This window comes from Sphingomonas sp. 35-24ZXX (assembly GCF_000786215.1).
GTDB lineage: Bacteria > Pseudomonadota > Alphaproteobacteria > Sphingomonadales > Sphingomonadaceae > Blastomonas.
Map to the genome: position 1 here is coordinate 15,807 of NZ_JROG01000007.1, position 21,264 is coordinate 37,070.

General features: G+C 64.3%; 21 protein-coding genes. 13 read left to right on the top strand and 8 right to left on the bottom strand.

The annotated features are described in order from the left end of the window. Positions 1-68 precede the first annotated feature (68 nt). From LI72_RS13165 to rplI, 5 genes are all read left to right on the top strand, one after another. A complete protein-coding gene (locus LI72_RS13165; RefSeq protein WP_033926418.1) occupies positions 69-1,478 on the top strand; it encodes a phosphotransferase family protein in 1,410 nt (469 codons plus the stop codon). 101 nt (positions 1,479-1,579) lie between these two features. After that, the gene (locus LI72_RS13170) at positions 1,580-2,725 is read left to right on the top strand and encodes a GGDEF domain-containing protein (RefSeq protein ID WP_033926419.1); all 1,146 of its coding nucleotides are present in this window, start codon (positions 1,580-1,582) and stop codon (positions 2,723-2,725) included. Positions 2,726-2,930: 205 nt separating this feature from the next. Continuing rightward, positions 2,931-3,290 carry a 30S ribosomal protein S6 gene (gene rpsF, locus LI72_RS13175; RefSeq protein WP_033926656.1) on the top strand — a complete coding sequence of 120 codons (360 nt, stop codon included), beginning with the start codon at positions 2,931-2,933 and terminating at the stop codon, positions 3,288-3,290. 20 nt (positions 3,291-3,310) lie between these two features. Continuing rightward, the gene (rpsR, locus tag LI72_RS13180) at positions 3,311-3,535 is read left to right on the top strand and encodes a 30S ribosomal protein S18 (protein ID WP_017670246.1); all 225 of its coding nucleotides are present in this window, start codon (positions 3,311-3,313) and stop codon (positions 3,533-3,535) included. Between the two features lie 12 nt (positions 3,536-3,547). Next, entirely contained in the window at positions 3,548-4,156 is a 609-nt protein-coding gene (gene rplI / locus LI72_RS13185) for a 50S ribosomal protein L9 (RefSeq protein ID WP_033926420.1), read from the top strand. An 87-nt stretch (positions 4,157-4,243) separates the two neighbouring features. On the opposite strand, the gene LI72_RS13190 is transcribed toward rplI, so the two are convergent. Next, a complete protein-coding gene (locus LI72_RS13190) occupies positions 4,244-4,819 on the bottom strand; it encodes a YbjN domain-containing protein (protein WP_156139614.1) in 576 nt (191 codons plus the stop codon). Between the two features lie 131 nt (positions 4,820-4,950). Between LI72_RS13190 and LI72_RS13195 the strand changes: the two genes are divergently transcribed. The 5 genes from LI72_RS13195 to LI72_RS13215 all read left to right on the top strand — a co-directional run bounded on the left by LI72_RS13195 (position 4,951) and on the right by LI72_RS13215 (position 10,028). Beyond that, positions 4,951-6,396, top strand: a complete 1,446-nt coding sequence (locus tag LI72_RS13195; RefSeq protein WP_443018125.1) for an AMP nucleosidase — start codon at positions 4,951-4,953, stop codon at positions 6,394-6,396. A gap of 143 nt (positions 6,397-6,539) precedes the next feature. Continuing rightward, positions 6,540-6,881, top strand: coding sequence for an ArsR/SmtB family transcription factor (locus LI72_RS13200; RefSeq protein WP_033926423.1), 342 nt, complete (start codon positions 6,540-6,542; stop codon positions 6,879-6,881). A gap of 33 nt (positions 6,882-6,914) precedes the next feature. Beyond that, positions 6,915-7,586 (top strand): carbonic anhydrase, encoded by a 672-nt coding sequence (locus LI72_RS13205; protein ID WP_033926424.1) that lies wholly within the window; start codon positions 6,915-6,917, stop codon positions 7,584-7,586. A gap of 50 nt (positions 7,587-7,636) precedes the next feature. After that, positions 7,637-9,265 carry a SulP family inorganic anion transporter gene (locus tag LI72_RS13210; RefSeq protein ID WP_156139615.1) on the top strand — a complete coding sequence of 543 codons (1,629 nt, stop codon included), beginning with the start codon at positions 7,637-7,639 and terminating at the stop codon, positions 9,263-9,265. A gap of 187 nt (positions 9,266-9,452) precedes the next feature. Further along, positions 9,453-10,028, top strand: a complete 576-nt coding sequence (locus LI72_RS13215) for a hypothetical protein (RefSeq protein ID WP_033926425.1) — start codon at positions 9,453-9,455, stop codon at positions 10,026-10,028. Between the two features lie 140 nt (positions 10,029-10,168). Here the strand turns inward: LI72_RS13215 and LI72_RS13220 are convergent, their stop codons facing one another. The 4 genes from LI72_RS13220 to LI72_RS13235 all read right to left on the bottom strand — a co-directional run bounded on the left by LI72_RS13220 (position 10,169) and on the right by LI72_RS13235 (position 14,477). Next, positions 10,169-12,004 (bottom strand): M2 family metallopeptidase, encoded by a 1,836-nt coding sequence (locus LI72_RS13220; protein ID WP_033926426.1) that lies wholly within the window; start codon positions 12,002-12,004, stop codon positions 10,169-10,171. 78 nt (positions 12,005-12,082) lie between these two features. Beyond that, a complete protein-coding gene (locus LI72_RS13225) occupies positions 12,083-12,973 on the bottom strand; it encodes a bestrophin family protein (RefSeq protein WP_033926427.1) in 891 nt (296 codons plus the stop codon). Positions 12,974-13,065: 92 nt separating this feature from the next. Further along, complete coding sequence (locus tag LI72_RS13230; RefSeq protein ID WP_052129836.1) at positions 13,066-13,830, bottom strand: alpha/beta fold hydrolase; 765 nt, start codon at positions 13,828-13,830, stop codon at positions 13,066-13,068. Further along, positions 13,827-14,477, bottom strand: a complete 651-nt coding sequence (locus tag LI72_RS13235) for a 2-hydroxychromene-2-carboxylate isomerase (RefSeq protein ID WP_033926428.1) — start codon at positions 14,475-14,477, stop codon at positions 13,827-13,829. The genes LI72_RS13230 and LI72_RS13235 overlap by 4 nt, the downstream gene beginning before the upstream one ends. Positions 14,478-14,571: 94 nt before the next feature. Between LI72_RS13235 and LI72_RS13240 the strand changes: the two genes are divergently transcribed. From LI72_RS13240 to LI72_RS13250, 3 genes are read left to right on the top strand one after another with little or no spacing between them, the layout of a single operon-like run. After that, on the top strand, positions 14,572-15,006 hold the full coding sequence (locus LI72_RS13240; protein WP_033926429.1) for a MarR family winged helix-turn-helix transcriptional regulator: 435 nt from the start codon (positions 14,572-14,574) through the stop codon (positions 15,004-15,006). Then, positions 14,999-16,108 (top strand): HlyD family secretion protein, encoded by a 1,110-nt coding sequence (locus LI72_RS13245; protein WP_033926430.1) that lies wholly within the window; start codon positions 14,999-15,001, stop codon positions 16,106-16,108. The genes LI72_RS13240 and LI72_RS13245 overlap by 8 nt, the downstream gene beginning before the upstream one ends. A gap of 11 nt (positions 16,109-16,119) precedes the next feature. Continuing rightward, the gene (locus LI72_RS13250; protein ID WP_033926431.1) at positions 16,120-17,709 is read left to right on the top strand and encodes a DHA2 family efflux MFS transporter permease subunit; all 1,590 of its coding nucleotides are present in this window, start codon (positions 16,120-16,122) and stop codon (positions 17,707-17,709) included. A 43-nt stretch (positions 17,710-17,752) separates the two neighbouring features. Here LI72_RS13250 and LI72_RS13255 read toward each other — a convergent pair whose 3' ends face one another. From LI72_RS13255 to rplS, 3 genes are all read right to left on the bottom strand, one after another. Next, entirely contained in the window at positions 17,753-18,778 is a 1,026-nt protein-coding gene (locus tag LI72_RS13255) for an aspartate-semialdehyde dehydrogenase (protein ID WP_033926432.1), read from the bottom strand. 137 nt (positions 18,779-18,915) lie between these two features. Then, entirely contained in the window at positions 18,916-20,769 is a 1,854-nt protein-coding gene (locus LI72_RS19120; protein WP_081984975.1) for a putative 2OG-Fe(II) oxygenase, read from the bottom strand. Positions 20,770-20,865: 96 nt separating this feature from the next. Then, the gene (gene rplS / locus LI72_RS13265; RefSeq protein WP_033926433.1) at positions 20,866-21,255 is read right to left on the bottom strand and encodes a 50S ribosomal protein L19; all 390 of its coding nucleotides are present in this window, start codon (positions 21,253-21,255) and stop codon (positions 20,866-20,868) included. Positions 21,256-21,264: the final 9 nt, after the last annotated feature.

The window sequence follows — 21,264 nt, forward strand, 5'->3', positions numbered from 1 at the left end:
CGTTATCCCCGTTGCCGCACCGTTGCAAGGTGCTTGCGGCCGGTTAATCGATCAATTAACACCAGGCGATGGACGATACACTCTTTGCTGCGCGGCTGGAAACGCTTTGCCGCGAGGCGCTGGGCGGCGATGGTCCGCTGCGCGATCTCAAGCGGCTTTCAGGCGGAGCCAGCATGCAGAGCTGGCGCTTCATCTGGGGCGATACGCCCCTGATCCTGCGGCGCATGCCCGAAGGCCTGCGCGGCGACGATGCCGCGATCGATTCCGGTGCGCTCAGCCTGGATGGGCAGGCCGACGTCATCGACACCGCCGTGCGGCACGGGGTGATGGCGCCCGCGGTCCGTGCCCGATTGGCCCCCGAACACGGGCTGGGTGAAGGTTTCATCATGGCGTGCGCGCCGGGCGAAGCGCTGCCGCAGGTGCTGCTGCGCGATCCGGCGTTCGCGCCGGCGCTCGAACGCCTGCCCCGGCAATGGGCCGAGCAGCTGGCGGCGATCCATGCCATCCCGCCGTCCCAGCTTCCCTCCTCGTTGAGCTACCGCGCCCCGGCGGACATGCTCGCCGATCTGGAGGCGCGCTGGCGCGATCTGGGCGGCGTTTCCCCGATTTACGCGCTCGCCTTTGGCTGGCTGGAGCGAGCGCTGCCGCAACCTGTCGAGCCACGCCTGTGCCACGGCGATTTTCGCATGGGCAACCTGCTGGTGATGCCCGAGGGCCTGTCAGCCGTGCTCGACTGGGAACTCGCGCATCTGGGCGATCCCGTTCAGGACCTGGCATTCGGCTGCATCCCCAGCTGGCGCTTTGGTCGCTACGACAAGCCGCTGGGCGGCTTTGCCCGGCCCGAGGACATGCTGCCATATTATGAGGCCATCACCGGTGCGCCGGTGGACCCGGCGCGGTTCCGCTTCTGGCTGGTCTATTCGTGCCTGTGGTGGGGCGTGTGCTGTCTGGTGATGGCGGATATCTGGCGGCGCGGCGATCAAAGCGGGCCCGAACGGCTGGTGATCGGACGCCGGGTGTCAGAGGTCGAGATCGACCTGATGCTGCTGCTGGCAGATGACCTGGCCGATATCCCTGCGCGCATGGACTGGCCCCGCACCGACAGGACGCCCGAAAATGGCGTGCCTTCGGGTGCGGCGCTCGCCGATGCGGTTGCGTTGTGGCTGGATGCCGGCATCGCAGCGCAGGCGAACGGCCATCAGCGCTTCGAGGCCAGGGTCGCAGCCAACGCGCTGGGTATGGCGGCGCGCGATGCCGCACTGGGCCCCGGCTTCCGGGCGAGCCAGGCCCGGCGGCTCGACATTCTGGGCTTTGATGCCACGGGTCTCACCACGGCCCTGCGGCAGGATCCCGCGCATGCCACTCCGGCGGTGCATCACCATCTGCGGCTGCTGGCGGCGGAGAACTGCCTGATCGACCAGCCCCGCTATGCAGGGCTGCCGATCGCCCGGGCGGCATGGGCCGAAATAGCCGGATAACCGGGAAAAATTATAACTTGGCCTCATTTTGGGCCTTAAGCCGCAGCGCGGCCGGTCGTTAAGGCTCATGAATGTTCAATTAAGGACGATTGGGTCAACCGATGGCAGAAATTCAGGCGCAGCGTGGCAACCTCAGAGACAGGATGAAGCTCGCCGCGTCTATCCTGGCCGGTCAGGCCAAGGTGGAGGATGATGCCCCGCCCAAGGAGAGCGTCTTCGAGAACATCACCAAACAGATGTATCTCAAGGTCTTCTCGTTCCTGGAACAGGTCCAGCTGGACCCCCTGCCCGATCATTACAAGCTGGGCTGGGAATATCTCAACGGTGGCAACAATGCGTTGCGCACCGCGGTCAACCGCAAGCTCGACACCAATGGTCGGCTGTCGCCAGAGATGGTTTCGGAAATCATGGACGAGTGCGAGGGCGTGATGAAGGTCAACGACCTGAACGCGCTGGTCGCCGAGAGCGAGGCGCTGCTTGCGGGCGGCTTCAAGACCCTGAGCAAGAGCGGCAAGGAAAGCATGGCCTATGCCGAGGCGCTGCAGTCGCGGCTCGACTGGATGCGCGATCTTGACCCCGCCGAACAGGCCGACATGCCGATCGAGGCGCAGTTCAAGGCGCTGCTCAAGATCACCACGCAGATGATGCAGTCGACCAAGAAGGCGAGCGAGAGCCTGGACGAAAGCACCAAGAAGCTCAGCCAGATGCGCAGCCGGCTCGACGAGGCCAATGACAAGGCGCAGCGCGACCAGCTGACCGGGCTGCCCAACCGCTGGGCCTTCGAACAGCAATTCTCTGCCGCGGCGATCCGCGCCAAGGAACGGTTCGAGCCGCTGTCGGTGGCGTTCATCGACATCGACCATTTCAAGCAGGTCAACGACACCCATGGCCACGAGGCCGGCGACCGTGTGCTGCAGCTGGTCGCCAAGGTGCTCGATGGCTTCGGGCGCGGCAATTGCCATCTCGCCCGCCACGGGGGCGAAGAGTTCGTGATCGTGCTGGAAAACACCAGTACGGCCGAGGCGAAGCAGCAGATCGATGCCGTCCGCGAGGAACTGGCCGAACGCACATTGGTCAACCGCGACAATGGCGCGCCGATCGGCCGCATCACCTTCTCTGCCGGCGTGGCCCCGTTTGTGCCGGGCGAACCCAACCGCCAGGTGCTGCGCAATGCCGATGCCGCCTTGTACGAGGCCAAGAACTCGGGCCGCAATCAGGTGCTGATCTACAGCTCGCACCGGTCCTGAGCGCCCCTCTGACCCCGCAAAGCAGGTTTACCGTCGTCCATGCCGCTTTTTCTTGCCACCACGCTTGCTTTCCTGCGCCTTTTGGGTATTAGCCCGCGCTTGCCTTCGGACGACTGACGTCCCCGAAGGCATCGAAGAAAGCCGGAGGGGTGTGTCGCATGGTGCGCACATCAGCGATCGGCAGATGAAAAAGGAAGCCTTGCACATGCCGCTTTACGAGCATGTCTTTCTGGCGCGCCAGGACCTGTCACAGGCCCAGGTAGACGCGCTGGCCCAGACCGCAACCGAGATTGTCGAACAGAACGAAGGCAAGGTCACCAAGACCGAGACCTGGGGTCTGCGCAATCTTGCCTACAAGATCCAGAAGAACCGCAAGGCACATTTCGTGCTGCTCAACATCGATGCCCCTGCCGGCGTCGTTGCCGAGCTGGAGCGTCAGACTTCGATCAACGAAGATGTCATCCGCTATCTGACCGTGCGCGTCGACGAGCTGGAAGCCGGCCCGTCGGTGATGATGCGCAAGCAGGACCGCGAACGTCGCCCCCGCCGCGACCGCGACGCTTGAGCCAGGAAGGATAAAGACACATGGCACGCCCATTTTTCCGCCGCCGCAAGTCCTGCCCGTTCTCGGGCAAGAACGCTCCCGCCATCGATTACAAAGATGTGCGCCTGCTTCAGGGCTTCATGTCCGAACGTGGCAAGATCGTCCCCAGCCGCATCACCGCGGTTTCCGGCAAGAAGCAGCGCGAGCTGTCGAAGGCCATCAAGCGCGCACGCCACGTCGGCCTGCTGCCATACATCGTGAAGTAAGGAGCAAGGGACATGCAGATCATTTTGCTCGAACGGATCGAGAAGCTCGGCTCGATCGGTGACGTTGTCACCGTGAAGGACGGCTATGCCCGCAACTTCCTGTTGCCCAACAAGAAGGCCCTGCGCGCCAACGAAGCCAACCGCAAGGTCTTCGAAGCCAACCGCGAGCGCATCGAATCCGACAACATTGCCAAGCGTGACGAAGCCGCCAAGCGCGCCGAGTCGGTCGATGGCATGCAGGTCGTCCTCATCCGCGCCTCGTCGAACAGCGGCCAGCTGTACGGTTCGGTGTCGGTCCGCGACATCGCCGACGCGCTGAACGCTGCCGGCGCCACCGCCGTCACCAAGGCGATGATCATCCTGGAACGCCCGATCAAGACGCTGGGCGTGTTCCCGGTCAAGATCGCGCTGCACCCGGAAGTTTCGGTCAGCGTCACCGTCAACGTTGCCCGCAGCGACGACGAAGCCGAGCTGCAGAAGGCCGGTGTCGACGTGATGCAGCAGATGTTCGAAGAAGACCAGAAGCCCGCCGGCTTCGTGGAAAAGTTCGATCCCAATGCTGAACCGGGCCTCATCCAGATGGACGAACCCGAAGAGGAAGACGGCGAAGCCGCCGCCTGATCGGGCTTTGCAGCCACACATCAAAAAGCCGGGTTCCAGCGGTGGAGCCCGGCTTTTTCGTATCAGACAGTCCGGTTCTTGCGCGGACTATTGGGCGGGCGGCGATACCACTTCCTGGTTGAACCGCTGCGCCAGCACCACGAAATTGGTCACCTCGCGCCGCAACGTGCCGCGCTTCACCCCGAAGTCGCTGATCAGGTAGCGCGCCACGAACGGTTCGCCCGCAACCGAGACGCCTGCCTTGCTGAACTCGTAAAGCCGGTTGAAGTCGCCGGCCGCCTGCGCGAGGTTCTGCGGATTGCGCTCTGCCGGCTTGGGCCAGAAGGCCAGCAGATACAGGCCCTGGCACTGGTTGGGCTGTCCCGGCGGGCAGGCGGTGAAGAACATGTTGATCTTCAGCTGACCAAAGCTCGCCTCGACAAACGGTCGGCCCTCGGGCGTCTGCCGGTCGGCGACGGTCACCGCGGTGCCGAAGGGGGCAAGTACCTCGCGCACGCTGGTGGGGGTGAAGGCGTTGACCTCGACCCGATCGTCGGCATTGCCCTGGGCCGGGTTCTGCGCCTGGGCCACGGCCTGGACCGGGGCCACAGATGCGAGCACCAGGCAAGCGGCCATCGCGGCGCGCTTGATCGCCAACGCCGGCGCCGTGTCAGATCGTGTCATCGCTCCATCCCCTTCATCATGATTGGGCCTTATCATAGGCGGGGCGCAGCCTCGCTTGCAACCGCCTGAAATCGCGCGCCCGCCGCAGCCCCCTTTCCGGTAATGACAGTGACATCCGAAGTGGTTAAGAGCTGAACATGAGCACTATCGAAACCATCATCGAACAGCTGGCCGACCATTACGAGCAGTCGGTGGGCAATCTCCAATCCGCGATCCGGGCGTTTGTCGAACACGGCACCCCGCCCGATCCCGCGCTGCGGCTGAGCGGCGCGTTCAGCTATCCCTCGCTGCGAATCGAATATGACGGCACCGAGCGCGGCGCCGTGCCCGGCCTGTCGTTCGGGCGGCTCAATGCCCAGGGCGTCTATTCGACGACCGTGACCCGCCCCCGCCTGTTTGCCGATTATCTGACCGAGCAGCTCACTCTGCTGCGCGAGAGCTATGACGTGACCATGTCAGTCGAGCCGAGCCAGCAGGAAATCCCCTTCCCTTACGTGCTCGACGGCATTTCCGGGCCCGAACTCGGCGGCATCACCCCGCTGGAGCTGGCGCGGTATTTCCCGACGACCGAATTGGCCGACATCGGTGACGAGATTGCCGACGGCTTTCTCTCGTTCGGTCATGGATCGGAGCGGCCATTGTCGCTGTTCGACGGATTGCGCACCGATTTCTCGCTGGCGCGGCTGCGGCACTACACCGGCACGCCCGCCGAGCATGTCCAGCGCTTCATCCTGTTCACCAACTATCACCGCTATGTCGATGAGTTCGTTGGCTGGGCATGCAGCCAGATCGGCAAGGGCCATTATACCGCGCTGTCCGGCGCGGGCGGCCTGTACACCGACCAGCCGGGCGCCGACCCCAGCCAGCTGGTCGCCGACAGCGCCTGGCGCAGGCACCAGATGCCCGCCTATCACCTGATCGCGCCTGATTTTGGCGGCATCACCCTGGTCAATATCGGGGTCGGCCCATCCAATGCGAAGACCATCACCGATCACCTCGCGGTGCTGCGCCCCGAAGTATGGCTGATGATCGGCCATTGCGGCGGCCTGCGCCCTACCCAGCGGATCGGCGACTATGTGCTGGCCCACGCCTACCTGCGCGACGACCATATCATGGACGACGTCCTGCCGCCCGAAATCCCGATCCCGCCGATTGCCGAAATCCAGCAGGCGCTGGCCGGCGCGGCCGAAGACATCTCGGGCACCAGTGGCGCCGACCTCAAGCGCCGGATGCGCACTGGCACGGTCGTGACGACCGACGACCGCAACTGGGAACTGCGCTATTCGGCCAGCGCCTTGCGGTTCTCGCAGTCCCGCGCCGTGGCCATCGACATGGAAAGCGCGACCATCGCGGCACAGGGTTACCGCTTCCGCGTACCCTATGGCACCTTGCTGTGCGTGTCCGACAAGCCGCTGCACGGCGAGCTCAAGCTGCCGGGCCAGGCGAATCGCTTCTATGAAGAGGCCATCGCCGCACACATGCAGATCGGCATCCGCACCTGCGAGATCCTGCGCGGCGAGACCAACAGCCTGCACAGCCGCAAGCTGCGCGCCTTCAACGAGCCACCCTTCCGCTGATTTGCGGACGCGCCGATCCCCGCTGCGGCGGATGGATCGGCGCGCTGGCGCCTGCAATCCGTGAGGACGGCGTTACCGTAACATCTGCATATATTTGCAGGTATGTATTGACGAGGATCGCGGTCCGCCCCTAATCTGCCGGCATGCCTCAACGTGTCCACATTGCCCGTGAGCTGGCCGAAGTCTTCAAGCTGATCGCGCATCCCGACCGGATCCGCCTGATCGAAGAGCTGCGCACCGGCGAGTGCGATGTGAACACCCTGGCAGAACGGCTCAGCCTGCCGCCCACGCGTCTGTCTCAACACCTCAGCCTGCTGCGTACCGCGCGAATGGTGGAGGAGCGGCGCAATGGGCGTCAGCATCTGTACCGCCTCGCCCAGCCGCAGATTGCCGGCTGGATCACCGACGGCCTCGCCTTTGTCGAGGCGCGTGCCCCTGCCGCTCTGGCCGGAGAACTCCGCGAGGTTCGCGAACTCTGGTCCTGACACCCCCTTAATAGCCTCAAAAGGAGCCCCCCCATGCCCCATTTCGCCGCCGGCGTTGTCCGCTTCCAGACCGAAGTCTTTCCCGAAAAGCAGGAGCTGTTCGAAAGCCTTGCCAAGGGCCAGTCGCCCGAAGCCCTGTTCATCACCTGCTCTGACTCGCGCATCGAAACCGCGATGATCACCCAGACCGAGCCGGGCGAGCTTTTCATCTGCCGCAATGCGGGCAACATCGTGCCCCCGCACACCCAGCAGACTGGCGGCATGACCGCATCGATCGAATTTGCCGTCGCCGCGCTCAAGGTTCCGCACATCGTCGTGTGCGGCCATACCGAATGCGGTGCGATGAAGGGTGCAATGAACATGGCGGGTCTCGATGGCCTGCCCCATGTCCGCGAATGGCTGGGCTATTCGCGCGCTGCAGTCGAGGTGGTCAACCATATCGGCGCCGATCTCGACGACGCTGGCAAGATGAACCTGCTGCTGCAGCAGAACGTCATCCTGCAGCTCAACCACCTCAAGACCCACCCTTCGGTGGCAGCGCGCATGGCCGCAGGCGAGCTCCAGCTGCATGGCTGGGTCTATGACATCCGCACCGGCGACGTATCCGCTTATGATGCTGCGCTGGACAAATTCGTCCCCGTGCATGAACATTATGCCAGCGAAATGGCGGCGATCGCGCTGGCCAAGCACGAATGTGCTGCCTGACCCAGGTCGCCTGATTTCGTAAGCGTGCCCTCCCTGTCCCCAGGAGCAAGATGATGACCGCGACTACAGCCCCGATGGGCGAATTCGAGACGATGAAGAAAAGCTGGCCGCAAGACCTGCTCGCCTCTGTCGTCGTGTTTCTGGTGGCGTTGCCGCTGTGCCTTGGCGTCGCCATCGCATCGGGCGCACCGCCAGCCCTCGGTCTGATCACCGGCATCATCGGCGGCATCGTCGTCGGATCGCTGGCCGGCTCTCCGCTGCAGGTCAGCGGGCCGGCCGCGGGCCTGGCGGTGCTTTGCTACCAGCTGGTGGACGAACACGGTCTCATCATGATGGGTGTCGTCGGCCTGATCGCAGGCGCACTCCAGCTGGTCGCTGGCGTTGCCCGGCTGGGCCAGTGGTTCCGCGCGATTTCTCCTTCGGTCATCCACGGCATGCTCGCCGGCATCGGCGTGCTGATCCTGGGATCGCAGTTCCACGTAATGATCGACGACAGCCCGCGCGGCAGCGGCCTGGAAAACCTGATGTCGATCCCCGAGGCGATCTACAAGGCGATCTTCCCGATGGCGATGGACAGTCACCATCTGGCTGCCATGGTCGGCGTTGCCACGATTGCGGCGATCCTGATCTGGAACCAGTTCAAGCCCAAGTCGCTGGCCATGGTCCCCGCCCCGCTGATCGCGGTGATCGTCGGCACGCTGGTGGCGCTGTTCGCTGGCTTTGACATCAACCGCGTCACCGTCCCCGACAACATTGTAGCGTCGCTCAACATTCCGACGATGGAAGCGCTGCAGCGCGGTCTTTCGATGGACATCATCCTGCTGGGCGTGGTCTTCGCCTTTGTCGCCAGCGCCGAAACGCTGCTGTGCGCCACGGCTGTCGATCAGATGCACACCGGTCCGCGCACCAAGTATGACAAGGAACTGCGCGCGCAGGGCATCGGCAACATGCTGTGCGGTGCCGTGGGCGCGCTGCCGATGACGGGCGTGATCGTCCGGTCGTCCGCCAACGTACAGGCGGGGGGCAAGTCGCGCCTGTCCGCCATCATGCACGGCGTGTGGATCCTGGCGACCGTGGCGGCGCTGCCCTGGCTGCTCGCCTATATCCCGACATCGGCACTGGCCGCGATCCTGGTCTATACCGGATACAAGCTGGTCAACGTCGCGCAGATCAAGAAAATCGCCACTTATGGCAAGGTCGAGCTGGTCATCTATTTTGCCACGCTGGGCGGCATCGTCGCCTTCGATCTGCTCACCGGCGTGATCATCGGCTTCGTGCTCGCCACCGCCAAGGTGGTCTATACCTTCACCCATGTCCGCGTGGACCTGGAGGACGACGAAATGGCCAACCGTACCGATGTGTTCCTGCACGGATCGGCCACCTTCTTCTCGATCCCGCGTCTGGCGAGCGTGCTGGAAACGGTGAAGTCGGGCCGCGAGGTGCACGTCCATGTCGAACATCTGGACCACATCGACCATGCCTGTCTCGACATGCTCGGCGCGTGGGAGAAGCAGCACAACGCCACGGGCGGCACGATGGTGATGGAGTGGAAGGACCTGCGCGATCGCTATGCCTCTCCCTACCAGAAGATGCAGGATGCTGCCGACAATAACGGCAGCGGCCATGGTCCGGGAGACGGGCCAAAAAAAGCCCGGCCGGTGCTTGAGCCGGCTGCCTGACCCTTTCGGTCACCTGAATTGAAGCCTGATCCAGCGGCCATCGGAGCAATCCGGTGGCCGTTCTGGTAACGCCCATCGAAAGATTTGCATTTCCAGTCGATGCTCAGGGAACAAAGCCAAATTCACGGCGTATTGGTTGCGATGCTGGAGAGCTTTGCTCGTCCGGCCCGTGAATGAGGAGACGACCATGAGCGACGCCATCAAGACCGCTGCCGCGCGCATCAAGGAAGATGCCTTGAACCTTGCCGAACGCGCCCGCGCCGAGGCGAGCAGCGCCTTTGCATCGGTCAATGAAAACCGCGACGAACTGCGCGCCAAGGCCACCGAAACAGCACGTCTGGCCGGTGAAGTCATCGCCGAGAACGCGAAGATCGCATCGGACATCGCGCGCCGCAATGCCACGGCTGCAGGCGCGATCATCTCGGACAACGTCAAGTCGCTGTCGACCGAAATGGGTCCGCTGCGCGACAAGGCCGAAGAACTGGCGCATGACGCCACCGAGCGCCTGTCGGTCGCCGCGCGCGAATTGTCCGACAAGCTGGGCGAGAACAGCCGCTATGCCGCACAGCAGGCGCGGGCCCATCCCGCACTGGCATTGGGCCTGGCCGCAGGCGGCATCGCGCTGATCGCAGCCGCGATCGCGCTGTCCCGCCGCAACAAGGTGTCTGCCACCCATGCGGCAGACGAGAACAGTGATTATGTCGATCAGAATGTCGTGCCTTCTACGGCCACGGCGGCAGGTTCACCCTACAAGGTGAACTGATCGACCCGAGTTGGGTGCTGCGCGCGATTCCCTCACGTGCGGCGCCTCGGGGCCTGCTTTCCAGATAGAGGCGCCCCCCGCTTCAGGAGAGCAGGCCCCACACCTGTATAGAGCATGTCAGCAAGGGCAAGTGGCGCGGCTTACCAGCCGCACTGCTTGCCCTTGTTCTGTTCCTTCAGCCAAGTCTGCAGCGGCGCGAAATATTCCACGAGCGCCGTGCCGTCCATTTCGCGCGAACCGGTGAACGCTTCGAGCGCATCAGGCCAGGGCTTGGACGCGCCCATTTCCAGCATGGCGTTCAGCCGAGTTCCCACATCCTTGTTGCCATAGAAGCTGCAGCGGTGCAGCGGCCCCTTCCACCCGGCAATGTCACAGGCTGCCTTGTAGAACTGGAACTGCAGGATGCGCGCCAGGAAATAGCGCGTGTAGGGCGTGTTGCCGGGAATGTGATATTTCGCGCCGGGATCGAAGGCATCGGCGGGGCGCTCGGCGGGCGGGACAATGCCCTGATACTGCAGCCGCAAGGCCGTCCATGCATCGTTGTAACCCGCAGGCTTGATGCTGCCATCGAACACGCCCCAGCGCCAGCGATCGACCAGCAGGCCGAACGGCAGGAACGCGAGCTTGTCCATTCCCTGGCGCAGCAGCAGACCCAGATCCTTGTCCGCGCCGGGGACCTTGGCCTTGTCGAGCAGGCCGATCTCGACCAGATAATCGGGCGTGATCGACAGCGCGACCATGTCACCGATCGCTTCATGGAAACCATCGTTCGCGCCATCCAGATGCAGCATATCCTGCTTGTTATAGGCGCGCTGATAATAGTTGTGCCCCAGCTCATGGTGGATCGTGGTGAAGTCGTCGGCATTCACCTTGATGCACATCTTGATGCGGATATCGTCCTTGTTGTCGACATCCCAGGCGCTGGCGTGGCACACCACTTCTCGGTCCGCCGGCTTCACGAACTGTGAACGCTGCCAGAAGGTTTCGGGCAAGGGCGCAAAGCCCAGCGACGAGAAGAAGGCTTCGCCGCCCTTGACCATCTTGATGGGATCATAGGCCTTGGCCTTGAGCAGCTCGGTGACGTCATAGCCGATATCGCCCGCCCCGGCCGGGGCCACGACATCATAGATATTGCCCCATTCCTGCGCCCACATGTTGCCGAGCAGATCGGCGCGGATCGGGCCGGTCTTGGCCTGCACCGCATCGCCATATTTCTCGTTCAGCTTGGTGCGCGTGTAGCAGTGCAGATCGTCATAGAGCGGCTTGACCTGCTGCCACAGCTTCTCGGTCAGGGCAGCGAATTCGTCCGCGCTCATGTCATACTGTCCGCGCCACATCGCGCCGACATTCTTGAAGCCCAGCTCGCGCGCGCCCTGGTTGGCGATGTCGACCATCCGCGCATAATCGGCCTTCATCGGCGTGCCGACATTGTCGTGCCAGCTGACCCACATTTCCTTGAGCTTGGCCGGATCGCGCACATCGCCCATCGCGGCCTCGATGTCCGATCCGCTGACCGGCTTGCCGTCCAGCGTCCCCTTGCCCTTGCCATAGATCGACTGCAATTCGGTGGCGATGGTGTTGAGTTCGGCCGCAGCACCCTCGGTGGTCGGAGCGGGCAGAACGATGCCGCCACGCAGCTTGTCCAGCTTGCGCCGGGTCTCTTCGCTAAACTCCGCCACATCGTTGAACTTCGCGGCTTCGAGCGCGAACCGCACCTGCATCTCGGTACCCTTGGCTCCGACTTCGGCGGCCAGGGCGTTGGTGTCATCGGTGAGATAGGTCGAATTGACCCAGAACACCCGGCTCGCCGAGACGGTATAGTCGAAGGCTTCCTTTTCCGCCGCCGCGACAAAGGCTTCGGCGTCTTCGGCCGTGGGCTTGGCCGCCGTGGTCTGCGGCGCGGCCTCTTCAGCAAGGGCGGCATTGGGTATGGCCAGCGCAAAGGCCAGCGCGGCGAGCGAGGTACGAAGGATCATGCTAAGGCACCCTGAATATCGGTTGATGCCGCGCAGGATTGGGCTCGCCCCCCGGTCAGGTCAAGCGCATTCGCACCCCTACCACAGCACGCCCTTGACCTCCGCCAGCGGCTCGGGCGCCGGCTCGCCCAGCGCCTGCAACAGATCGATTTCGATCGTGCGGCACATTGCGCTGAGCGGAACGTCGTGCACGCTGTTGGCGAACGGATCGACCAGATCCTCGCCGATCTGCAGGATGGCCAGGAACATCAGTCCGGCGATGGTCGATCCCACGGGCGTGGCCACACCCAGGGTCTCGACCAGTCCGATCGGCAGCAAAACGCAGAACACCCGCGTGAAAAGCGCCGGAAAGAAACGATACTGCATCGGCAGCGGGGTGTTCTTGATCCGCTCCATCCCGCCTTGCGCGTTCGAGATATCCACCAGCACCGCCTCGATCTGTGCCTGCTGGATGGTATCGATGTCGCCGCTGCGCTGGGCGTGCGCGACCAGATAGCCGGTGCCATCATGGATGGCGTTGGGCACGTTGCGCCGCTGCTTGACCAGATTGACCTCGTCGTCGGACAGCAGGCGCTCCAGATCCGGGCAGTCGTTCTGTCGCCTCAGCGCGGCACGCAGGGCGTGCACATACGCGATCTGGCGGATGACGATGTCGCGCCGGATGTCCCGGCCGGTGGCCGTGCCATCGCCGATGAAGGCGAGCGCCGCGCGTGCCAGGCTGCGCGAGGCATTGATCATCTGCCCCCACAGCACCCGCCCTTCCCACCACCGGGCATAAGCGGCGGTATCCCTGAAACCGAGGAACAGCGCGAGCGCCGAGCCGAAGATGGTGAGCGGCAGCCCCGGTGCCTGGAACGGCAGAAAGAAATAGGTGATCGTGACGATGACGTCCCACACGAACAGCACCGTCAGCGGCTTCCAGACTTCCTGAAGGATGCGCGTTGCGCTGGGAGTCGAGGGGATGATCATCTGCGTACCGATCGCGTTCGAGGGAAACTGTCGGCAGCATTACCGGCCAGAGCCGATTGTGTTGCACCGCAGCAATGCAACACAGGTTATTTTCAGGTCAGGAAGCTGACCATTTCCTCCGCCAAGGCTGGCTCGAGCACGCTCGACATGTGCGTGCCCCGGATCTCGCGATAGGTGGCGGCCTTCAGCTGCCGTGCGAGTTCGGGCGCGCTGCCATTGTCGGAATCGTCTGCGCCGCACACGACCAGCACCGGGACATCGCGTGCCACCAGGGTCTCGGTGTCGACCTCGCCAAAGCTGCCCAGCAGCAGCCGGGCCGCAACCGGATCGATCCCCTGCGTCTTCATGAACGCGACCGCCATGAAATGCGGATCGCCGCGCTTGACCTCGTCACGCCGGTCGATCGCGGTGACGAAGAAATCGCGCCGTCGGCCCCATCCGGTCAGCCCTTCCCAGCCCATGCCCGCCATGACAGCGCGGCGCGGCGTGACGCCCGACGTCAGCAGCTTGGCCGTGGTCCGTGCGCCCAGCGAGAAACCCCCGAGATCAAAATCATCCAGCCCCAGCGTCTCGATGAGGCTGAGCGCGTCATCGACCAGCACATCGCGCGGATAGGCGGTCGGATCATGCGGCGCACCGCTGTGCCCGTGCGCGCGCAGATCGGGCATGATCACGCGAAACCCGGCGCCCGCCAGGCGTGCGGCATGGCCGAACTTGATCCAGTTGGTCTCGGCGCTCGAAAACAGCCCATGCAGCAGCAACAGCGGCCTGCCCTCGCCTGTTTCATGCACGGCAAGCTCGGTGCCGTCGAAGGAGCGGATGCGGGTCGTGGTGATGCTGGGGAGTGTCGCGGTCATCCCCGCTCTTTAAGGCCTGCCTGCTCCATGCGCCAGATGGCAAGATCGATGCGATCCTGACCGAAAAAGGGCTCGCCATCGAACACCAGGGTGGGAACCCCCCAATGCCCTGCCATTTCGAGCGCCTCCTGGTTGGCGGCGATTTCAGCATCGAGCGCCTCGGCATCGGCGATGGCGATCGCATCGAGCTCGGCAAGGTCGAGCCCAGCCCGCTCTGCAGCGCCGGCCAGATGATCGCCTTCGTGCCAACCCGCCGCGCCGCCCCAGATCAGCTGCGACACCTCGTCGCAGAACGCCAGGCTCTTGCCCTGTCGCGCAGCGGCCTGCCCCATGCGCGTGATGCGATAGATATAAGGTTGATCGGCAGCGATGGTGCGGGTCGCGATGTCCTGCACGATCGGATCGGGATTGGGCGGCCCGAACGGAATGTCGAGATAGCGCGACAGCCGGAAGACATCGGTGAAGGTATAGCGCAGCCAGCCGGGAGGGTTCTTCTCGAAGAAATCGGGCTGGCGCACTGCGAGCGGATAGACCGGGCGCAGGTTGAGCGTCAGGTCATAGCGCGCCTCCATCGCGCGGTACCGCCGCATCGCAAGATAGCTGTAGGGCGAGCGAAAGGACCAGAAGATGTCGGCTGTCAATGTCATGACACACAGACTGCCAAAACACAGCTGCCGATGCAATCGCCTTGTGCGCCAGAGGCGAATAGATTTAATATCATATGCTATTATGTTGATAGCCATGAAAGACTCGATCGGCTTCCTCATCAACGACACCGCCCGGCTTTTCCGGCGGATGTTCGATGGCCATATCCGCGATCTGGGGATGACCAGCCTCCAATGGCGCGCCGTCGCGCGGCTGCATCGCGAACCCGGAATGCGTCAGAGCGAACTTGCCGACCTTCTCGAGGTCGAGCCGATCACGCTGTCGCGGATGATCGACCGGCTGGCCGATTCCGGCATGGTGTGCCGCAAGCCCGATCCGACCGATCGGCGCGCGTGGAACCTGTACCTGACCGACAAGGCGCAGCCATTGATGGCGCAGCTGCAGCATGAGGCCGACCAGGTGCAGGAAATTGCGCTCACCGGGCTCGACGCAGCAGAACGGGCCCTGTTGCGGCAGTTGGTCGACAAGATGCGCAGCAATCTGTCGCGCAGGGCGGCCGTCGATGCTTGATGCCGATAGCCAAGCGACGCCAGCAGGCGACGACACCGCAACGGTTGCAGGGACCGAAGATCCGAGCCGCAGCCCCCTGCCCCGCACCGAGGCGGGGCCAAGGCGTCGCTGGCCGGTCCGCGTTCTGATGCTGTCGGTGCCGCTGGCCCTCGTGGCGGTCGGCGGATACGTCTGGCTGCCGGGCGGCCGGTATGTCTCGACCGACAATGCCTATGTCCAGCAGGACAAGGTTGCGGTCTCGCCCGAAGTCGGCGGCAGGATCATCGATGCGCGCGTGCGCGAGAACATGACCGTGGCCCGGGGCGATGTTCTGTTCCGCATCGACCCCGAACCCTATGCGCTGGCGGTGCGCCAGGCCGATGCCGACATTGCCGGTGCCCAGGTCTCGGTGGCCACGCTGGCCAGCGAGGCACGTTCGACCGGGGTCGGCATTGCCGCCGCGCGCGATGCCATTGCCTATGCGCAGATCGATCTCGAGCGACAGCACGCGCTGATGCAGCGCGGCTTCACCACCAAGGCACGGCTCGACGAGGCAGCGCGCAAGGTCGAGATGGCCCGCGAACAACTGCGCGCCGCGCAGGCCGATTCGGCTGAAGCCAGCGCCCGGTTGACCACGGGCAGCGCGATGCCGGGGGTCAATCCGGCGATTGCCCAGGCAAGGGTCCGCCGCGAGACGGCAGCGCTCAACCTCTCCCGGACGGTGGTCCGTGCGCCGGTCGGCGGTCGGGTGGTGCAGGCCGAGCGGTTGCAGTTGGGCCAATCGATGGTCGTCGGCCTCCCCGCACTGACGATCGTTGCCGATGGCCGCAGCTGGATCGAGGCCAATTTCAAGGAAACCGATCTCGATCACATGCGCGTGGGCCAGCCCGCCGAAGTGCGGCTGGATGCCTATCCCGAGCTCAAGCTCCGGGGCCGGGTCGACAGCATCGGCGCGGGAACGGGCTCTGAATTTTCCATCCTTCCGGCGCAGAATGCCACCGGCAACTGGGTGAAGGTGACGCAGCGGGTGCCGGTCCGCATCCGGCTGGACGGCATTGGCGATCGGAAGTTGATCGCAGGCCTCTCCGCCGAAGTGACCGTCGACACCGGCAATCGGCGCTAGGCGCACGCGCCATGGCCAGCCGCGCCACCCCTGCTGCTGCACCTGAAGCGCGACCCGCAAAAAGCCTGGTCGGGCCCAACGTGCATGCCATGCCGGTGCGGCACAAGGGGCTGCTGACCCTGGCGGTGATGATGGCGACGATCATGCAGATCCTCGACACCACGATCGCCAATGTCGCGCTGCCGCACATGCAATCGAGCCTTGGCGCCACGGCGGACACGGTGACCTGGGCCCTCACCAGCTATCTGGTGGCGTCCGCGATTGCCATCCCGATCACCGGCTGGCTGGCCGAACGCGTCGGATCGCGCAACCTGTTCATCTGGGCGGTCATCGTCTTCACCGTGTCATCGATGCTGTGCGGCGCTGCGACCACGCTGACCGAAATGGTGCTGTTCCGGGCGATCCAGGGGATCAGCGCAGCCTTTATCGGCCCGCTGTCGCAAACCGTGCTGATGGATATCAACCCGCCCAGCGGACAGACCAAGGCCATGTCGATCTGGGGCATGGGTATCATGATCGGCCCGATCATGGGCCCGGTCCTGGGGGGCTGGCTGACCGAGAATTACGATTGGCGCTGGGTGTTCCTGGTCAACGTCCCGGTGGGGATCGTCACCATCGCCCTGCTGGCGTGGCTGCTGCCTAGCCGGGCCCGCACTACTCGCAAGTTCGATCTTTTCGGCTTTTCGATGCTCGCGCTCGGGCTGGCCACGATGCAGATCATGCTCGATCGCGGCACGCAGCTCGACTGGTTTTCCAGCCCGGAGATCCTGATCGAGGGAGCCGTGGCTACATCCTGCCTGTGGGTGTTCGCGCTGCACATGATCTGGGGCAGGAACCCCATGTTCGATCGCGCGATGCTGGCCAATCGCAACATGGTCGCGGCCCTGCTGTTCATGCTGGTCGTGGGCGTCGTGATGTTCGCCAGCATGGCCCTGCTTCCGCCGATGCTGCAGCAGCTGTTCGGCTATTCGGTGCTCGACACTGGCCTGCTGCTGGCCCCGCGCGGCTTTGGCATTCTGGTCAGCATGGGCATCGCCGGGCGGCTGGTGACGCGGATGGACCCGCGCTGGCTGATGGTCACCGGAGCCACAATCTCGACCGTTTCGCTGTGGATGATGACGGGCTGGTCGCTGGGCATGAGCTGGCAGCCGGTGGTCGTCGCCGGCCTCGTGCAAGGGGTGGGCATGGGGCTGGTGTTCATTCCGCTCAACATGATGGCCTTCGCCACGCTGGAGCCGCGCCATCGAACCGATGGTGCCAGCCTGCTCAACCTTTCGCGCAGCTTGGGCGCATCGATCAGCATTTCGGTGCTCACCACGCTGCTGAGCTTCAACATCCAGGTGAGCCATGCCGATCTGGCATCGCATGTGACCGACACATCCCTGTCCGCTTTCGATCCGACAACGGCCGAAAAATTCGGCGCACTCGGCGATGCGGCGATGCTGGCCGTCAACGCAGAGATCAACCGCCAGGCCGCGATGGTCGCCTATATCGACGATTTCTGGGCGATGATGCTGGTCAACCTCGCCGCCATCCCGCTGCTGCTGCTGCTCCGCCGTCCCCAGGGCATGGCCAGCGCACCCGTGCACGTTGGGGAGTGAGCGGAACCGAGGGCCGGTGGCATGGCGCCACCGGGTGCCAGTCTCAGCCCTTTTTGAGGTGGCGGCGGCCGAGCAGTTCGGCGATCTGCACGGCGTTGAGTGCCGCGCCCTTGCGCAGGTTGTCGGACACGCACCACAGCGAGATGCCGTTTTCGACCGTGCTGTCGTCGCGCACGCGGCTGATATAGGTCGCGCCATCGCCAACGCACTCGACCGGGGTCACGTATCCGCCGTCTTCGCGCTTGTCGACGAGCATGATGCCGGGAGCCTCGCGCAGGATCTTCTGGGCATCCTCGGCGCTCAGCTCGTTCTCGAACTCGATGTTCACCGCTTCGGAATGGCCGACGAACACCGGCACGCGCACGCAGGTCGCGGTGAGCTTGATCTTGGGGTCGAGGATCTTCTTGGTCTCGACCACCATCTTCCATTCTTCCTTGGTCGATCCATCGTCGAGGAAGACGTCGATATGCGGGATGACGTTGAAGGCGATCTGCTTGGTGAACTTCTTCGCCTCAGCGCTGTCGCCGACAAAGATATTGCGCGACTGCTCAAACAGCTCGTCCATGCCTTCCTTGCCCGCGCCGGAGACCGACTGGTAGGTGGCAACGACGACGCGCTTGATCGTCGCGGCATCATGCAGCGGCTTCAGCGCCACCACGAGCTGCGCGGTCGAGCAATTGGGATTGGCGATGATGTTGCGCGCCTTGTACCCGTCGATCGCGTCCGGGTTTACTTCGGGAACGATCAGCGGAACATCGGGCTCCATCCGGTAGAGCGACGAATTGTCGATCACCACGCAGCCCTGCGATGCGGCCTTGGGGGCATAGACCTTGGTCGCGGCAGACCCTGCGGCAAACAGCGCAATGTCCCAGCCGGTGAAATCGAAATGCTCAATATTCTGCACTTTGATCATCTTGCCGGTATCGCCGAATTCGACCGTCGTGCCCGTCGAACGCGACGAGGCAACAGCTGCGATTTCATCAATCGGGAACTCACGCTCCGCCAGGATGGCGAGCATTTCACGACCGACATTTCCGGTCGCGCCGACTACGACAACACGATAACCCACTTGAATGATCCTCCAGTGCAATGCACCGGCGCGCCTAGCCGCTAAGCCCCCGCCTGACAACCCGCAAACAGGGCCTTGCGCCGAGATGTTGCGGCGAATGACCTTGGCGCGCAACAATGCGCCAGCCAAGCCATCGATCAGGCCAGAATATTCGCCTCAGACAGAACCGCCTTGGGCACGGCATCGAAGGCCACTGTCATCCGGTGCGCGGAACTTTCGAACGGAAGCGTGCCGTGCCACAGATAGCTGGGGAAGATGACCAGACGGCCTTCGACCGGCGCGACGATGCGGCGGGGTGCGAGATCGAGCCCGAACACGGTATCGGGCACGCCGAACTGCAGCGCGCCTGCATGAGCGTCACCGCGCGCGACCTCGTCCGGCAGCGCGATATAGCAGGCGGAGCTCAGCCAGCCTGCAGGGTGGATGTGGTTGACGTGGAAGCCCTCGCTTGCCAGCCGCACCGACCAGGATCCGGCAAACGCGGTATCGTCGCCCATCCGCCCCAGAAAGGGGTGATCGAGATCGAACGCCAGCGCAGACAAGGCGCTGCCAATCGCGTGATGGATCGACTGCGCCAGCCCGCGGATCACGGGATGCCGCCGGTTGAACAGTAATCCGCGCGTCTGCGTGCCGCCGCGCAGGGTCTGCTCGGCCGGGTGCATCTGCGTGGTGTGCATCGCCTCCAGCACCGGCTTGAGATCGGCCAGGAAGCCGGCCATGTCGCGCCAGCCATCGGGCGCTGCGAGGTCCACCGGCATCACCAGCCGCTCGTAATCGGCCAGCCAATGCTCGCGCGGGTCCTCCAGCAGCCGCCAGATGATCGTGAGCAGCGCCCAGGCGACCTGATCGCGATGGTTGAGCCGGGTCGCCGCCAGGGCATGCCCTTCGGCCGCTGCCGGATCGCCCTGAGCCAGCAGCACATGCGCCAGGTTCAGCTGCGCGCTGTGGCTGTCGGGGTGCGCCGCGACCAGTTCTTCCAGCCGTTCCCGCGCCGCGGGCCAGTCGCTTGCGGCGATATCGGCAGATGCGCGCGTGAACCGCATGTCGGGGGTATCGCCGAACCGCTGAAGCGCAGCATCCGCCCATTCGCGCATCTGCTCCGCCTGGCCCAGCGCCTTGGCAGACGCGATGGCGGACATCCAGAGCGGCTTGGCATCGGGGCGATCCTGCAAGGCATTGCGATAGGCATTCAGCGCGACGGTTTCGCCCCCGGCCAACTGCGGCATCAGCCGCGCCAGCGTTTCATGGGCATCGAGATAGTCCGGGAAGCGCGCAATGACGTCCCGATACTGGTCGACCGCGGCTTCGAACTCTCCGAGTTCGGCCAGAAGATGCGCCCGCAGTGTGAAGCTTTCCGGCGTATCGATCCGGTGGCGGATCGCCTCGTTGACCGAGGCCAGCGCCGCCTCGGGTTCGTCGACCTCACGCAGCGAAGCCGCAAGGTTGTGCAGGGTACGCCGGTCGTTCGACTTGGCGGCAAGCACCGCGCGAAAGCCCTCGATCGCTGCATCATGCTGGCCGCGCGCCTGCGCCAGCGTTGCGTGCAACAGCGGCAACCGCGCATCGTCGCCCTTCACGCCCGCCAGGTTGACCAGCGCCTGTTCGGCCAGATCATGCTGCCCGGTCTTGATCGCCAGCACCGCCATGTCGTGCCAGGCATCGACATAGCCCGGCGCAATGGCGGCGGCCCGGTCGACCGCGCGCAGGGCCTCCATGGTGTTGCCGAGCTCGTCGAGCACCTCGGCATAGACCTTCCAGATCTGCGGTACCATCGGTGCGGCCTCGATCGCGGCGGCCAGCGCCTGCGCGGCTTCGTTCAGCCTTCCGCCGGCGCGATCGATCAGTCCGCGGACGAACAGGCAGTCAGGGTGCGCCTGATCGGCGGGGGATAGCGAATACCAGTCCATCCGCGCCGCCGCAGCATTGCCTGCGCGCAGGTGCGCCATGGCGCGGGGGATGATCTGTTGAGCGGGTCCGGGAGGTAAGGCCATGGCGCTTCCCTGCGCAAAGCTGCCTCCAAGCGCAACGAAAAAGGGCGGCCCGTGAGGACCGCCCTTTGACGAATTGCAGCAGGTGCGGACGAAGGATCAGCCTTCGGTGCTGCCCTTGGCCGGACGGTTGTCGCGGCGCTCGGCGATACGAGCGCGCTTGCCGGTGAGGCCACGCAAATAATAGAGCTTCGCACGACGCACGACGCCGCGACGGACGACGGTGATCGAATCGATGTTGGGCGAATAGAGCGGGAACACGCGCTCGACGCCTTCACCGAACGAGATCTTGCGCACGGTGAAGTTGGAGCCGAGGCCCCGGTTCGAGCGTGCAATGCACACGCCTTCGTAATTCTGGACGCGGGTGCGGTCGCCTTCGACCACGCGCACGCCGACGCGAACGGTATCGCCAGCCCGGAAGTCGGGGATGGACTTGGTAGCCTTGAATGCCTCGATGGCTTCTGCCTCGAGCGTCTGGATGAGGTTCATATGACCTGT

Coding starts and splice junctions, on each gene's coding strand:
- LI72_RS13165 (WP_033926418.1), top strand. CDS start 69: ATGGACGATACACTCTTTGCTGCGCGGCTGGAAACGCTTTGCCGCGAG.
- LI72_RS13170 (WP_033926419.1), top strand. CDS start 1,580: ATGGCAGAAATTCAGGCGCAGCGTGGCAACCTCAGAGACAGGATGAAG.
- rpsF (WP_033926656.1), top strand. CDS start 2,931: ATGCCGCTTTACGAGCATGTCTTTCTGGCGCGCCAGGACCTGTCACAG.
- rpsR (WP_017670246.1), top strand. CDS start 3,311: ATGGCACGCCCATTTTTCCGCCGCCGCAAGTCCTGCCCGTTCTCGGGC.
- rplI (WP_033926420.1), top strand. CDS start 3,548: ATGCAGATCATTTTGCTCGAACGGATCGAGAAGCTCGGCTCGATCGGT.
- LI72_RS13190 (WP_156139614.1), bottom strand. CDS start 4,819: ATGACACGATCTGACACGGCGCCGGCGTTGGCGATCAAGCGCGCCGCG.
- LI72_RS13200 (WP_033926423.1), top strand. CDS start 6,540: ATGCCTCAACGTGTCCACATTGCCCGTGAGCTGGCCGAAGTCTTCAAG.
- LI72_RS13205 (WP_033926424.1), top strand. CDS start 6,915: ATGCCCCATTTCGCCGCCGGCGTTGTCCGCTTCCAGACCGAAGTCTTT.
- LI72_RS13210 (WP_156139615.1), top strand. CDS start 7,637: ATGATGACCGCGACTACAGCCCCGATGGGCGAATTCGAGACGATGAAG.
- LI72_RS13215 (WP_033926425.1), top strand. CDS start 9,453: ATGAGCGACGCCATCAAGACCGCTGCCGCGCGCATCAAGGAAGATGCC.
- LI72_RS13220 (WP_033926426.1), bottom strand. CDS start 12,004: ATGATCCTTCGTACCTCGCTCGCCGCGCTGGCCTTTGCGCTGGCCATA.
- LI72_RS13225 (WP_033926427.1), bottom strand. CDS start 12,973: ATGATCATCCCCTCGACTCCCAGCGCAACGCGCATCCTTCAGGAAGTC.
- LI72_RS13230 (WP_052129836.1), bottom strand. CDS start 13,830: ATGACCGCGACACTCCCCAGCATCACCACGACCCGCATCCGCTCCTTC.
- LI72_RS13235 (WP_033926428.1), bottom strand. CDS start 14,477: ATGACATTGACAGCCGACATCTTCTGGTCCTTTCGCTCGCCCTACAGC.
- LI72_RS13240 (WP_033926429.1), top strand. CDS start 14,572: ATGAAAGACTCGATCGGCTTCCTCATCAACGACACCGCCCGGCTTTTC.
- LI72_RS13245 (WP_033926430.1), top strand. CDS start 14,999: ATGCTTGATGCCGATAGCCAAGCGACGCCAGCAGGCGACGACACCGCA.
- LI72_RS13250 (WP_033926431.1), top strand. CDS start 16,120: ATGGCCAGCCGCGCCACCCCTGCTGCTGCACCTGAAGCGCGACCCGCA.
- LI72_RS19120 (WP_081984975.1), bottom strand. CDS start 20,769: ATGGCCTTACCTCCCGGACCCGCTCAACAGATCATCCCCCGCGCCATG.
- rplS (WP_033926433.1), bottom strand. CDS start 21,255: ATGAACCTCATCCAGACGCTCGAGGCAGAAGCCATCGAGGCATTCAAG.